Source organism: Paraliobacillus zengyii (assembly GCF_003268595.1).
Taxonomy (GTDB): domain Bacteria; phylum Bacillota; class Bacilli; order Bacillales; family Amphibacillaceae; genus Paraliobacillus_A; species Paraliobacillus_A zengyii.
Window position 1 is genome coordinate 1997646 of the sequence record NZ_CP029797.1, and the last position, 15019, is coordinate 2012664.

The 15019-nt window shown below is 34.9% G+C and carries 15 protein-coding genes; 1 reads left to right on the plus strand and 14 read right to left on the minus strand.

Annotation, left to right across the window (positions count from 1 at the left end; all coding sequences use genetic code 11):
- Positions 1 to 14: 14 nt before the first annotated feature.
- The 6 genes from DM447_RS10090 to DM447_RS10115 form a co-directional block, all read right to left on the minus strand.
- Complete coding sequence (locus DM447_RS10090; protein ID WP_112181104.1) at positions 15 to 1163, minus strand: NAD-dependent epimerase/dehydratase family protein; 1149 nt, start codon at positions 1161 to 1163, stop codon at positions 15 to 17.
- Positions 1164 to 1274: 111 nt separating this feature from the next.
- Entirely contained in the window at positions 1275 to 2039 is a 765-nt protein-coding gene (locus DM447_RS10095) for an alpha/beta fold hydrolase (RefSeq protein ID WP_112181105.1), read from the minus strand.
- 5 nt (positions 2040 to 2044) lie between these two features.
- The gene (locus DM447_RS10100; protein WP_112181106.1) at positions 2045 to 3586 is read right to left on the minus strand and encodes an FAD-dependent oxidoreductase; all 1542 of its coding nucleotides are present in this window, start codon (positions 3584 to 3586) and stop codon (positions 2045 to 2047) included.
- Positions 3587 to 3746: 160 nt separating this feature from the next.
- A complete protein-coding gene (locus DM447_RS10105) occupies positions 3747 to 4979 on the minus strand; it encodes a peptidase U32 family protein (protein ID WP_112181107.1) in 1233 nt (410 codons plus the stop codon).
- A gap of 15 nt (positions 4980 to 4994) precedes the next feature.
- Positions 4995 to 5921, minus strand: a complete 927-nt coding sequence (locus tag DM447_RS10110; RefSeq protein ID WP_112181108.1) for a peptidase U32 family protein — start codon at positions 5919 to 5921, stop codon at positions 4995 to 4997.
- 89 nt (positions 5922 to 6010) lie between these two features.
- On the minus strand, positions 6011 to 6997 hold the full coding sequence (locus DM447_RS10115) for a P1 family peptidase (RefSeq protein ID WP_112181109.1): 987 nt from the start codon (positions 6995 to 6997) through the stop codon (positions 6011 to 6013).
- Between the two features lie 89 nt (positions 6998 to 7086).
- Between DM447_RS10115 and DM447_RS10120 the strand changes: the two genes are divergently transcribed.
- Positions 7087 to 7365: an acylphosphatase gene (locus DM447_RS10120; protein WP_112181110.1), complete on the plus strand. Its 279-nt coding sequence runs from the start codon at positions 7087 to 7089 to the stop codon at positions 7363 to 7365.
- 54 nt (positions 7366 to 7419) lie between these two features.
- Here the strand turns inward: DM447_RS10120 and DM447_RS10125 are convergent, their stop codons facing one another.
- The 8 genes from DM447_RS10125 to DM447_RS10160 all read right to left on the minus strand — a co-directional run bounded on the left by DM447_RS10125 (position 7420) and on the right by DM447_RS10160 (position 15019).
- Positions 7420 to 7659 carry a 4Fe-4S ferredoxin gene (locus tag DM447_RS10125; protein WP_112181111.1) on the minus strand — a complete coding sequence of 80 codons (240 nt, stop codon included), beginning with the start codon at positions 7657 to 7659 and terminating at the stop codon, positions 7420 to 7422.
- A gap of 98 nt (positions 7660 to 7757) precedes the next feature.
- Positions 7758 to 8303: a histidine phosphatase family protein gene (locus tag DM447_RS10130; RefSeq protein ID WP_112181112.1), complete on the minus strand. Its 546-nt coding sequence runs from the start codon at positions 8301 to 8303 to the stop codon at positions 7758 to 7760.
- Between the two features lie 98 nt (positions 8304 to 8401).
- Entirely contained in the window at positions 8402 to 8605 is a 204-nt protein-coding gene (locus DM447_RS10135) for a DUF6501 family protein (RefSeq protein ID WP_112181113.1), read from the minus strand.
- A gap of 77 nt (positions 8606 to 8682) precedes the next feature.
- Positions 8683 to 9741, minus strand: coding sequence for an AbrB family transcriptional regulator (locus DM447_RS10140; RefSeq protein WP_112181114.1), 1059 nt, complete (start codon positions 9739 to 9741; stop codon positions 8683 to 8685).
- An 86-nt stretch (positions 9742 to 9827) separates the two neighbouring features.
- Positions 9828 to 10790, minus strand: coding sequence for a peptide-methionine (S)-S-oxide reductase MsrA (gene msrA / locus DM447_RS10145; protein WP_112181115.1), 963 nt, complete (start codon positions 10788 to 10790; stop codon positions 9828 to 9830).
- Between the two features lie 67 nt (positions 10791 to 10857).
- Positions 10858 to 11418: a VrrA/YqfQ family protein gene (vrrA, locus tag DM447_RS10150; RefSeq protein WP_112181116.1), complete on the minus strand. Its 561-nt coding sequence runs from the start codon at positions 11416 to 11418 to the stop codon at positions 10858 to 10860.
- A 193-nt stretch (positions 11419 to 11611) separates the two neighbouring features.
- Positions 11612 to 11860, minus strand: a complete 249-nt coding sequence (locus tag DM447_RS10155) for a DUF2584 family protein (protein ID WP_112181117.1) — start codon at positions 11858 to 11860, stop codon at positions 11612 to 11614.
- Positions 11861 to 11911: 51 nt separating this feature from the next.
- Entirely contained in the window at positions 11912 to 15019 is a 3108-nt protein-coding gene (locus DM447_RS10160) for an AAA family ATPase (protein ID WP_112181118.1), read from the minus strand.

A 15019-nucleotide genomic window follows, 5' to 3' on the forward strand; every position in this document is an offset into this window, starting at 1 on the left:
AACATGCTCCTTTGTTACTTCCAAGAAATAGTAGGTAACACATTATCCTTAATAACGCGGTCCTTATGTTCCACTACTGTCTCCAATATTTCTTTTAAAACTTGATCTGTTAATAAATTCGGTTCCAGTCCTAATGACTTTAATTTTGTATTTACTGCATGATAATAATGCTCTTCAGTTTCTACTCTTGGATTTTCTATATGAGCTATATTGGTCTCAAGATTAAGTTGACCGGCAACGTTTTTCACCTTTTCAGCTAATTCTTGGACAGTAAAGTATTCTGTGAATTGATTAAATACACGAAACTCACCATTGTCAGCTGGATTATTTACAGCTATTTCAACACAACGAATTGTATCTTTAATGTTGAGAAAAGCACGTGTTTGTGAACCTGATCCATACACGGTTAAATCATGACCAGTTACAGCTTGTATCAGAAAACGGTTCAATGCTGTACCATATACACCGTCATAATCTAGTCTATTATTTAAAATAGGATCTAATTCAGTTTCTTCTGTATGTAACCCATAAACAACACCTTGATTTAAATCTGTAGCTCTTATGCCCCAAGCCTTACAAGCGAACATGATATTATGGCTATCATGTACTTTAGACAAGTGATAAAAGGAGCCTGGTTGTTTCGGAAATGGCACGGTATCTTTACGTCCGTTATGTTCAACTTCTAAGTAACCTTCTTCAATATCAATATTCGGTGTACCATATTCGCCCATAGTTCCCAATTTAATTAGATGACAATCGGGCGCTAGTTCTTTAATCGCATATAAAACGTTTAGATTCCCCATCACATTATTTGTTTGTGTATAGATTGCATGCTCACGATCAATCATGGAATACGGTGCTGATCGTTGCTCACCAAAGTGAACAAATGCATCTGGTTTTGTTTGTTCAAATACTTGTGTAAGGAAGTCATAATGATTTAAGTCACCGACAAAGATCTTTATATCATTTCCGGTAAGCTCTTTCCACTTTGTGACACGTTCTTCTAATGTGGCAATAGGCGTTACTGAATTTGAACCTAATTCCTCATCGATTTTTCTCCGTACCAAATTGTCTAAAATGGAAACTTCATGGCCTTGTTTTGATAAGTATAATGCGGTCGGCCAACCACAAAAACCATCTCCCCCTGCTACTACTATTCTCATAGTTTCCCTCCTGTTTCTTCTTAACATCTCTCTTATTATAAGATAAATAAATTGAAAATGAAAATGAAAAGTGTTAATATTTTTAATAACAAAAATTTCACAAATATTAACTTACTTGAAATAACGTTGCATATAGTGTCTAATAAGCTGATTAAATGAAAGCCAATTCTTTGTTGGTAATTGATGAAATGCATTTGCAACAATAGTAATTTCGATATTCGAATTGTCTTGATAATACTTCTTATGCATGCGTACCCAGTAAGCGCGCTGGCCATATGCAAAAAGGCTTGGACAGTTAATGTCATTAATCCAATCTCTCACATCATAGTGATACGTATCATTATAATATGCATACCAATGATCAATATTAGTCTTCATCGTATGGTCAAATAGTATATCTTTATATACCTTATTTCGTGCATTACTAAACGCCAATAGTTTAGCTAATTTTTCGGGATTCTTTTTAACCATATATAAACCAAATTTATACATTAAATCTAATCCTAAAGAGCCTACTTTCGGATATGCTCCAGCAATCAAAAGGCCTTTTACTTTTTCAGGAAACGCATGAACAAAAGCATGTGCTATTGTACCTCCTGCTGAATAGGCGCAGATAATCACCTCTCCTATTTGCTCCTTTAATAAAATCTGTCTAATCTCAATAACATATTGGTTGACAATATCATCACTTAAGATAGATGTAGAATTTCCATGCCCACTAAAATCTGGTATTAATAAATGAAATGCATCAGCCAATTTCTTCTGATTATCAAATATACGTCTCCCTAAACCTGGTGGGTGAATAAATAGAATCGGTACACCCTTCCCAAGGCTATCATAATAGACGATAGTATCATCGTATGTTACAGATTCCATTATATTTACCTCTCTTCATTTGTTGGTATTTTTTTTAACGGTTTATGTGCCGGACCTTCAATTACTTCTCCATCTATAGTGAAACGCGATCCATGACAAGGACAATCCCATGTATGCTCTGCTTTATTCCAATTAACCTCACACTTCATATGTGTACAGGTGGTATCTATATGCTGTATCTTTCCTGAAGTATCGCGATATACGCCAATTCTTTTTCCATTCTCACGTATAATAGTAGCTCTATTCTCTTCTAATTCATTTAATTTATCTTCGGGAATTTCAAACTTTCCTTTAATCATATGCTTAGCTACATCTGTATTTGCTTTAATAAAATTCTTTACATCAGGATCAAAATCAAATCGTGATGGCTTAAATAAAGATATATACGGATTTTCTTTGTTTCGAATAGTGTCTGATAGTATCATTGCGGCCGCTGTTCCACTTGTCATACCCCATTTACGATAACCAGTTGCAACAAGTACATTTGGTTCATTCGCTGTAACCGGTCCAATATATGGTAGTTTATCTATTGTAGTCAAATCTTGAGCAGACCAACGATATTTATATGACTTTATTCCGAAATTTTCGTTCACAAATGTTTCCAACTCTTTATGATGATCAAGCGTTTCCTTTTCCTGACCTGTTTTATGTCTTTCACCACCAATTAGCCAAACTTCCTCTCCTTTATTCATCGTTGTTCGAATAGATCTTGTTGGTTGCTCGGCATTAATATACATACCACCAGGAAATTTTTGATTAGTTGTAACGGCTATTAAATAAGAACGTTCAGGATGAATTCTAGAAAAATATAATCCCTTTTTATCATAAAAAGGATAATGAGAGGCAATCACGACGTGTTTACATGTTATTTTTTTCTTATCTTTTGTATGAATCGTTGGATTATCACCAAAATCTATATTGGTTGCGGTTGTGTGTTCATAAATATCTACACCACTATCACTTATTGCTTTAATTAAATAATTCAAATAGTGTAGGGGATGAAACTGGGCTTGGTGTTTCATAACTAGTGCAGATTTCATTGGTATGTTTAACGGCATTTTTGATACGAGTTCCCCGTCAATTCCTAATTTTTGATAAGCATTATTTTCATCTTCTATATTTTTTATCTTTTTTTCTGTATTTGTATAAATATATGCATCCTCTTCTGCATATTCACAAGAAATGTTATGCTTGACAACAGTATCCCTTATTTGTTGCTTCGCGTCCATTGCGGCTTGATAATATAATTTGGCTTTCTCTAAACCAAAGTGTTGGATTAGTTCATGATAAATCAAGCCATGTTGTGCAGTGACTTTTGCCGTTGTATAACCTGTTGTTCCACTTAAAATGGTATCAGCCTCTATTAATGCTATTTTATAACCTTCATTTCTTAGAAGATATGCTGTAGTAATACCAGTAATACCAGCACCTACAATTGCAACATCCACTTCTATGTCTTGTGTTAATTGCGTAAATGCAGGAAAAGCTGCAGTATTTCTCCAATATGACGCTGTTTCAGTAGGCACCTGATATGATTTTTGATCCATTAGCCAAACCTCCTATAATTCATTTCGGTTATTATTCACTAGTAAGGTTGGATTCATGTAAAAAGCCTTAAATTTTAAAGTTCCAATTATTAGTTCAGTTAATTAAAACAGAAAAAAACACCTGTAACATCTTTAAGTGTTATAGGTGCCGATCTATTGTTTATTTACTTTTTCGCATCATATCGTAATAGCTTAACGGCTGATCTACTTTTATTTTCGTAATCATCAAGGCATGTTTTGCTCGATCAATAGATTTTCCGCTTTCATCCATTATTTTCCTGATTTTCTGTTTAAAGTGATAGAAGTTAGGACCAAAAAATTCAATCTCATCACCAACCGCAAAACTATTGCGCTGTTGGATCGTTGCAATCTGCGTTTTTTCGTCATAATTTAAAACAAGACCAGAGAAATCATATTTTTGAATCCGATCAGGCTTTCCAAATAACTGATCTTTTTCGGTTGGTTCCTTGTAATAAAATGCTGTGGTTAAAGAACGTTGTGCTGCTTTCCATATTTCATCTACCCAATTTGGGTCTAACTGATAGTTATCTGGATCTTCATAATACGTATCAATAATCTCTCGATAGACATTTACAACAGTTGCTACATAGTGAATACTTTTCATTCGACCTTCAATTTTAAGACTATCCACACCGGCTGCTAATAAATCTGGTAACTGTTCTACCATACTAAGATCTTGTGAACTCATGGTATATGCTTCATCCGTTTTATCCGTCACACTAATAGCACCATCGACACCATCTTCAAATAAATCATATTTCCAACGACATGATTGTGCACAACCACCCCTATTTGCATCTCTTGCAGTCATATGATTAGATAAGACACATCGGCCAGAATACGAAATGCACATTGCACCGTGAATAAAGGATTCAATTTCAATATCAACCTTTTCTTTTATCTCTTTTATTTCTTCAAGGGAGACTTCACGCGCTAATACAACACGCGGAATACCTTCTTTTTTCCAAAATTCTACTGTACGCCAGTTAACAATTGAAGCTTGTGTACTAATATGAATTTCTAATTCAGGCGCTCCTTCTTTACATGCCTGAATTAAGGCAGGATCAGCAACAATAACTGCTGCAATACCTACTTCATATAACTTCTTAAAATACGCCTGTGCACCCACTAAATTTTCGTTGTGTGCAATAATGTTAGCTGCGACATAAACTTTCGCTCCATATTGTTTGGCAAAAGCAACGCCTTCTTTCATATCTTCAAATGAAAAGTTTCCTGCTTTCGAACGTAAACCAAATTGTTTTCCACCAATATAAACAGCATCAGCACCATAGTGTATCGCGAATTTTAATTTTTCTAAATTACCTGCTGGTGCAAGTAATTCTGGCTTTTTAAGCTTTGTTTTCTTATGCATAAACGACACCTCTTATTAATAAATCTGTTCTTTAAAGTAAAAACCAGTATGTAACTTTCGATCTTTTGGTTGAATTTTATATAAGCCTTGCTTCCAATCAGCCTTTTTAAAATGAAACGTTACCGGATCTTCGAGATATAAGTCTACTGCTTTACGATACATTTGCACTACAGCTATGTTGTATACTCTGCTCTTGAGTAAGCCATTGATACGCAAACCATCAATCTTAGCGTCTAAGACGTGATCTAATTGTTCAATCATACATAAATCTTCATTACTCATAATGTGTGTTCCATTCTCATCCTCATAGACAGGATAATGTGTAGCTTCTATTTTTCTTTCTTTTAAGTAAAAAGATAAATCACTATCATAAGGTAAATCTACATGTGAATAGTAATTACGAACAAGTTTTCGTTTAGAATGAAAAATACATGTCATACCGTGAACTTGTACTTCAATTGGAAAGGTAAGTTCATTCTTGATGTCCTTAATTTCATTTAAGGTTAGTTCATTAGATAAAATTGCACGTTTGATACCTTTTTGATGCCAATAGCGTAAAGTTTGGTAATTAGTTGATAATGTTTCTGGATTCCATGTGATTGGAATAACGTATTTAAATTCATCCATAACAGTAAATATAGAAGGATCTCCACAAATAATCCCGTCAACCTGCAGTTCTACCAACTGTTTTATATAAGCTGGTAAAGTTGCTAGAATTTCATTATGAAAAATCGCATTCACTAGAATATATACTTTTTTATTCACCTGATGAAGGTATTGAGTCGCTTCTGCTAAAGCATCTATGGAAAAATCGCCAGCTACACGTAATCCATAACGTTGATGCCCAATAATGATTGCGTCAGCTCCTGCATCAGCTAATGCCTTAACTTCTACTATATCCCTTGCTGTAGCAAGTAGCTCTGGTTGATAAGATTTCTTCATTTTTTCACCTCAAAATACAGTCTACAGTAGATTATGACTGATTTTGAAATTCCATCAGTGATCTTTATCACAAATAAATATACTTTTCATTACTTTTGGTTTATATCTTGGTAGCTGGGTTGACCAAATAAAGAACTTGCTTGCTTTACAGCACGTATAATTGCTTGTTCTACTACTTCTACCGCGAGCATACCAACAATATTTAAATCCACATCTACTTGATTCGAAGTCATTGCGAATAACGTATCGCCATCTACTAAAGTATGAGAAGGTCGCATTGTTCTAGCCATACCATCGTGGGCGATAGATGCTATTTTATTCATTTCTGCTTTACTAGCTTTCGCATTCGTTAGTATGCTGCCGATTGATGTATTACTTGAAAAACGATTTGTTGTGCTCTCTAACTGTTTCAGTAATTGTTTCTCCGTATTTAAATACACACCTTGTTCTCGGTCAAATATACCAGCTAAAATCTCATTTGTACTCGGATCAATAATATCACCAAAACTATTGACTGCAATAACAGCTCCTATTTTTAAGTCTCCTATTTGAATAGCATAAGTACCAACTCCACTCTTCATGCTGTAAGAAGGTCCAAGGCATTTCCCAACAGTTGCCCCCATTCCTGCTCCAACATTTCCTTGTGCATGATCACGCATGTCATATTCACTGTTCAGACATGCTTGGTATCCCATTTTCGCATCAGGACGAATATTCACTTCACCAATTGCTAGATCAAACAGAATCGCTCCTGGAACAATTGGTACCTTTGCAACTTGCACGTCAAAACCTATTTTTCTCTCTTCTAGATAATGCATTATGCCAGTTCCGACTTCCAGACCATAAGCACTCCCACCGCTTAAAAAAATAGCATGGACTTGGTCAACTAAGTTTTCTGATTTTAATAAATCAGTTTCTCGTGTACCAGGTGAACCACCTCGAACATCTACTCCTGTAACCGCACCTTTCTCAGAAATAATTACGGTACAGCCAGTAGCTGCTTTCTCATTTTGAGCATGACCAATTTTAAATGCGTCTATTTCGTTCATAGTAATTTCAATAATATTATGATGCATTATAGTTCCTCCTCGATTTTTGATAAAAATTAGTTTAAATTGTTGATATAAAGTAAATAGTTAAATAACAACTGATATGGGGTGATAATATGAGTAAATTAGGAGCACACATGCTTGTTAGTGGCGTCGTACAAGGTGTAGGCTTTCGCGCTACAACCCAAATGAAGGCAACTGAAATGGGAGTTAACGGTTGGGTGAAGAATTTAGCAGATGGTAGGGTTGAAATTGAAGCAGAAGCAGAAGTCGAAACCTTATATGAGTTCATTGATTTGATTAAAAAAGGTCCAAGAAAATTTATTAAAGTAGATCACGTAGAACTGACAACGTATGAGAAATTAAATGACTTTCAGAATTTTAAAGTCGTGTAGATAAAAAAGCCGTAATTTCACAATCTGAAATTAGCGGCTTTTTATCTATTCTGTCTATTTCTCTTCAAAGAATTTACGATTCAAAGCAATATAATCATGTTCCTTATCTGGAACTTCATCTTCCATATAAATTGCCTCTACTGGACAAACCGCTTCACACGCTCCACAATCAATACAAATATCTGGATCGATATAGAACATATCTTTTCCTTCTTCTATACAATCAACAGGGCAAACTTCTTCACATTCGCCTGCTTTCTCTTCTATACACGGTGACGTTATTACAAAAGCCAAAAATTACTCCTCCTTTAAAACATTCTTACTGTGTTATCATATCACAAATACATAATCTACCCAATGTATTTCATGCATCCAGCTAACTGAAATTCACTTTACCATACATGTTCAACGGCATACTTATCTGCTTCTTTTTGAATAACAAATACATCAGGAGTTGTTAGCATCTTCCAGTTAATAAAGCCGAATTCTTTTTCAAATTGTGATAGTAATATCGTTAATAAATTACCATGGGTAACAATAGCAATATGTTCATGTTCTTCATCTTTTAGTGCTTGATGTAAGACTTCCAAACCTCTTTTTAGTGCATCATTGGAAGATTCACCACCAGGTAATCGAAAATCAAAGTTAGAAAACGATGTCTCCAACACATCAATCCAGTCATCTATTGGTTCATTACTTAATATTCTTTCTTGTAAGCGACGATCCTTTTCAATTGAGATATGGTGTTCATCTGCATAAGGTTTAATGGTTTCTATTGCACGCATAAATGGACTGGATATAATCCTGTCCAATTTAATTGGTTGTTTATTTAAAAATGCAGCTAAACGATGTGCTTGATTGACACCACTTTGTGTTAGTGGTGAATCTTTATGTTGCCCTTCTGCCTGACAATGACGAATTAATATAAGTTGTTTCACTACATCATCTCCTAAAAAGGGTTCAGTCTATTATTATACATAAATAGTGGAAACACAAGTCTGATAAGTAAGTCTATTTTGATTATTTATAATTAATTTCATTTTTCTGTGAAATACTCTTTCCTAAAACCACCAATACGATTCGTATTATCTATTATAAAATAGAATTCGTCTGTTTCATTTTTAACGTCGTACACTTTCTCAGGTGTTAAGACATGATTGACTACAAACTTTTTTGCATCTGCATGTACGCATTTGATTTGTTTTACTGTTACGTTATTTTCCCAATTTAAATGGATCATGTTTGCACTCCCTTCTTCTATCTCTAAGTAAAGCACTTTACTCTCTTAGTTTATCACGTTTTCTATTAAAAAATAAGCTATTGATTTCTAGATTGGACAAACTTTGGTAAAATCAGTTGAATGATAAAGGGTACTAATAGAACAATAGTGAGTAATCGAATCGTTTGCAAGGAGCTAACAATGGAAGAATCACCACCAACTGACTGAGCAGTTAGAGCCATTTCAATTAAACCTCCAGGTGCAAAACTTAGTATAGCAGTAGCTAGATCCACCGCTGTCAACATGCTAAATATATACCCAAAACTACCCGCCACTATTATTAGAAAAACGGAAAGCAAAAAGTAATACAAGGCGAATTTCCCTGCCTTTTGTATATCTTTTAATGAGATCGAGTAACCAAGATAAATACCTAAAGTAAGTTGTGCAAAAATATAGAATACATTTGGTAAGATAAATAATTGAATGGGCAGCATTTGCAAGATACCGACTAGTATCATTGGAATAATAACAAGTGCTGCTGGTACTTTTTTCTCAAATCTAAAAGCTATAAAATAAATGACTACATATAATGCTACTGTCCATAGCGGACCTTGGTTAACAACAACAGCTGATTGCAAAGTAGTTGAATTGACAGGTATAAAATAATGTGATGCTACAAAGGGAACGATTAGTAGAACAGACAACAAACGAATGGTGTGAAAAATAGTCACTAGTCCAGTATTACCCTTTACTGACTCACTTAATGCGATAATTGCCGATAAACCACCTGGAATACTACCAAGCATACTCGTAATCGGGTCAATAGGTAACCATTTCGACAATAAATAGGCAGCTATTAAGCTAATAGCAATCAACAAAAGCGTAAATAAACCATAAGGAATGATATAAGGCATTACATCAGTGAATGTCGTAGCTGTAAAGGTTGTACCAATCTGAATTCCCATTATAGTAAAACTTACTTTACGTAAAGGTAAAGAAGCTTGGACCTCTATTCGTGTAACTGTTTGAACTGCAAAAATACCTATTAATGGACCTAATATCCACGGTAACGGAACATGAAGCCACGTAAATAATAAACCAATAATGACCCCCACTAGGTAACCTGTTCCTAAACGTTTTATGTAAGGCAATGTCATAGAAATCCTTCTCTCAATCAGTTCAATATTAGTTTATTATAAATAAAATGACCTCCTACCACAAAAGTAGCATGAGGTCATTGGTCTTATTTAAAAAAGGCTGTTAGATATCCATACCCTTCTTCTTCCAATTTTTCTTTTGGTACGAATCGCATGGCTGCTGAATTCATACAATAACGCATTCCACCAGCTTCAACTGGTCCGTCATCAAAGACATGACCTAGATGAGAATCTGCATCTGTACTGCGAATTTCTATTCTTCTCATGCCATGTGCAGTATCAAGGTTTTCTTGTAATTGGTTACGATCAATTGGCCTGGTAAAGCTTGGCCAACCACAGCCCGCATCATATTTATCTTTAGATGAGAACAAAGGTTCTCCACTTACGATATCTACATAAATGCCCTCTTGTTCTAAATCATAATATTCATTTTGATAGGGTGCTTCGGTACCCTTTTCCTGTGTTACTTGATATTGGATTGGTGTTAATTTCTTTTTTAGATCTTTTTTATCATATTTAGGTTTCCAATTGTTCTTAATAAAATCTTCTCTACCAGAGCCTTTTTTATATAAACGATAATGAAAACCTTGCTTTTTATAGTAATCCTGATGGTGTTCTTCCGCACGATAAAAGGTAGAAGCTGGTAATATCTTTGTTGCAATTGGCTTTTTAAATTTACCTGAATCTTCTAGTTCCTGCTTTGACTGTTCAGCTAGCTCTTTTTGTTCATCTGTATGATAAAAAATAGCTGTCTTATATGAATCGCCTCTGTCATTAAACTGTCCACCTGGATCGGTAGGATCTATTTGACGCCAGAAGAGTTCAAGTAATCGCTGATAGGGAAAAATGGTCGGATCATAAGTAATTTGAACCGCTTCGACGTGACCTGTTGTATCGGAACACACTTCTTCGTATGTGGGGTTTTCTGTATATCCCCCTGTATAGCCTGATACAACCTTCTCTATACCAGGTTGTTCGTCAAAAGGTTCGACCATGCACCAAAAGCACCCACCCGCAAATGTTGCTACTGCTTTATTTAATTGATCCACAGATCATTCCTCCAATGATTAATAGTGTTCGTACATAGGTATAGTTTAATTCTTTTTACATTTGTTTTCAAATATATAGTTTAGGTTTCGAACTCTGTGACTGTGTTTGCTTTATTTGTTTGGTATTCATTTCTGTTTCAATATGATAAAGATCATCTGATGATTCATTAATGGATACTTTTTGTCCTTTATCAACCAATTCGTCTTCCTGGGTTGGATTTGTTACTTGATCTTCATCCTTAATTTCATCTTCATCAAGGACCGTATCCGCTTCGTCTTCCTCATCATCAGACTCTTGAAATGCTTTTAATAACGCTAACATAGAAGGTATATTTTTAACCATTGGTCCGTATTGTTGAATTAGTGGTGTAACAGACTGTGACATCTTCAGCACTTGTTGAATATTGTTTAGTGTTCCTGTAACCCCAGATCCGCCACCTGAGTTTTCTAACAGTTTAGTAGGCAAATACTTTTGAAGAATCCCCATTATACCTGTTTTTTCAACTGGAGCGACTTGAGAAGGTAATCCTCCTTGTTGAAATGGTCCCCCCCAATAATCAAATGGTTGTCTGCTAGCTGGTGGTAACAATTGTTGTGTTGGAGGCCTTCCTTGGAAACGTGAAACCATAATAATCCCTCTTTTCTACTGATTTTGCTATGATATTGTACGCCATGGAACGGAATCTGTGTAGGTCAGGTACACAAAAAAAGAGCCGTTCATTAAATAAGAACGACTTTTTCATTATAGAATAGCTGCATTATTTCCTGGGCAAGCGCAAAATAATTGTTTATATTACATAGGAGTAGAAGCAAACGTGTCATTAATTGACGCTATAAAGAGAAAGAAGTTGATACGTGCAAATTGTTTCGTCATTTTTCCAAGTTAGTTCGATAACTTTTCCAAAACCAATTTGATCTGATTCTTGATGGCGTCTAATTTCCATCCGCTCTTGCATGGGAAATAACCAATAACCTGCTAATGTGATAGAAAAATGATTCTCAAACCCTTCCACACGTATTTCTTTTGCATCTGTAACGAGTTTTGTTTCTATTGTAAGCGGCATTGTCATATAAAACCCTCCGTTCTATTTTCTTTCATTATACAGTAATATCGTTTCAATTTAAAAAGTAAAGACTGCACGTGATCCTTGTGGAGAAGGTTTAATTTGTAACTTCGCATAAATTTCCTCTTTTAATTGTGGTACATGTGAAATAATTCCTAATACACGATTAGATTGTTGCAGTCCTTTTAAACATTCTATAGCTTGCTCTAAAGATAGTTCGTCCAATGTTCCAAATCCTTCATCAATGAAGAGCGTTTCTAATTGTACGCCACCTGCATGAGCCTGGACAACATCTGCCATTCCTAAAGCTAGGCTAAGTGCCGCTTTAAATCCTTCGCCACCTGATAGTGTTCGGACAGAACGTTGTTGGCCTGTGTGTTGATCCATCACCTCTAAGTCTAAACCACTCTTTGCACCTCGTTTTGCGACTTCATTACTGCGTATGAGTTGGTAACGATGTTCTGTTAACTGATCCATCCGTATATTAGCTTGTAATAGTATTTCATCTAAGAAAGAAGATAAAACATAGCGCTCAAATGATAATTTCAAATGATTCGTACCACGCGCAAGATCTGCTAATTCAGCAATATCATAATATTTCTTTTCATATGATTGTTGCTCTTTCACTAATTTTAGAATACTAGTAAGAAGTCTTTCATGTTGTTGTATCCTCAAATCACTTGCATGAAATGCTTGATTTGTTTGTTCTAGTTCTACTGTATATTTATCAACCATTTCTTTTAACTTATCAAGATCTGGTTCTGTTTGATTGTATAATTGTTCGGTTAATACATGTAACTGTTCCGTAATCTTTTGTTTTAATTGTGTGTAGTGTTCAATTTCAGTTCTTAACTTATTTAAGTGTTCGATTGATCGTTTTGCTTCTTGATAATGCTTCATACTTGCAAAACCAGCTTCTTCAACTTTTTGATTTAAAATTGCTTCCTGTTCTTCTTTTCTATGTGCTAATTCTGTTGTGAACTTTTCAAAAGAGACAAGATTAATTCGAGCTTCATCACGTTTTCGTTTACTACTTTCCCATATCTTTTGTTGTTGTTCCAACTGTTTAAACCATTCATCCAATACTTGTTCTGTTTTTTGAATATGGTCCTGCCATTCATTTACTGTCAGTGACTGTGTTGGAATGTCTGATTTTAATTGTGTTAGTTGCGCTTCTATTGTTAATTGTTCATTCTTTGCATCTTCTAATCGTTGCTTCTCTGATTCCAACTCACTAGTTAACTTTTCTATTTCCTTTGTAATCTGTTGCTTCTCTACTTCCGCTTTGTCTAAACGTTTAGCTTTAATCTCTTCTTCTTTGAAAGCTTGTTTTCTCTTTTCTACTTTAGCTAAAGATTGCATCGTTAGTTCTTTTAAAGCTTCTTGATTAAGGCTATCAATGGAAAGATTAAATTCTCCAGCTAGATTCTCAACTAATTCCCGTTTTGTTTCCCCTTTAGACTTTGCATTAACATATGCATCTTGCCATTTTGTTACTGCTTCCTCTAATTGAACTAAAATAGCTTGTTCTTTATTATATGCTTCTTCTGATATTATAGTTGCTTTATTCGTTGCTTTAGAAGGATGATCTTGTGACCCACAAACTGGGCACGCTTCACCATCGTGTAAGTTATTCGCTAATACAGAAGCATGATGTATTTGCTGTTTTTTTTCCATTTCTTGCAAACGTTGACGCTGGTCTTTTATTTGTTGATTTATATTTAAATAGCTATTTTTCACTTGTTTATAGTCCTTGCGCAATGCTTCTAAATCAGTGAGAGCCTCTAGCAACGTATGGCTCTTTTTATCTGATTCTTTTGCGTGTTGTAAATCTTTCTCTGCCTGATAATAAGCTTTTGTTTGTTGGGATTGTGTACGTAATAAACCGTCAACTTGTTGAAACGCTTTTTGCTTAGCTTCCATTACTTTTGTCACAGATTGTACGTTATCACTTGTTTTAGCAACCTTTTTCTTAGCTGCTTCTAAAGCGCTGTTACGTTGTGTGTATTGACGTAACTTTTCAACTTGTTTTTTCTTTTCAACAAGTTGGGCTCGTTCTTCTTGTTTTTCTTTTTCCATTTGTTTTTGTTGCTCATACTTTTCTGTCACGTCTTGAAAACCATTTTCGAGAGTTAGTAGTAACTTTTTTTGGTTCGTTACTTTTTCTTGTTGCTCTTTCCATTCTTGTCGACGATCAGCTGCTTGTTTCTCATATGCTAGTAATGTATTTGCTTTATCACCCAACAATAACACGTGCCTTTTCTCTTCTATTTCTTTTTTTTGTTGCTCCATGTTTTGCTTTTCTTTTGTCAGTTGTGCCTTCTCTAGAAATTTATTTGCCATCTGTTTTCCGTTGAAGAAAGCTTCCTGACTATGTTGAAGTTTATCCTTTTCTTTCGTTACCCTTTTATTTAAATCTATTCTCTTCTCTTTATCTACTTTTATTTTATCTTGTAGTGCTTCAATAGCTTTATTAGTAGTTGATAGATCTACTAGAGTAGGATCATCCCATTCTATTTTGTTCATTTCCTGCGTTACTTTCCACTCTGTTTGCTCTAATTGTTCTTTTATATCTTTTGCTTGTGCTTTTAGTGCTTCTGTTACATCTTGATAAAAATACGTTCTAAATATTTTCTGTAAAATTTCTTCCCGCTCGTTACTATTTTCAGCTATTAACTTACGAAACTCTCCTTGAGGAATCATAATCATTTTACGAAATTGATCATAATCAAGACCTAGCATCTCCTCGATTGTTTCGTTAACGTCTTTAATTTTCGAGTGAATTAGCAGTTTTTCACCGTCTTCTATCTGATAAAGTTCCGCAAGTGCGGGCTCTTCTCGAAATCCTTCACCTCTTTCTTTTAACTTTAGCTGTTTAGGTTGTCGGTAAACGAAGTAGGTCTTTTCTTTTAATTGAAAGGTAAAAGAAACTGCGGTTTTGTCATCAGGTGTAGCAAAATGACTACGAAATGTATCATGATCACGGTCACTACCACTTGCTTTTCCGTATAGCGCAAAGCAAATTGCATCAAATATGGTAGTTTTACCAGCACCAGTTGGGCCTGTTATTAAAAAAATAGATTCATTGCCTAACTCCCTGAAATCTATCTCCTGTTCTTCCTTATATGGTCCAAAAGCAGATAGTATAATAGATACAGCCCGCAT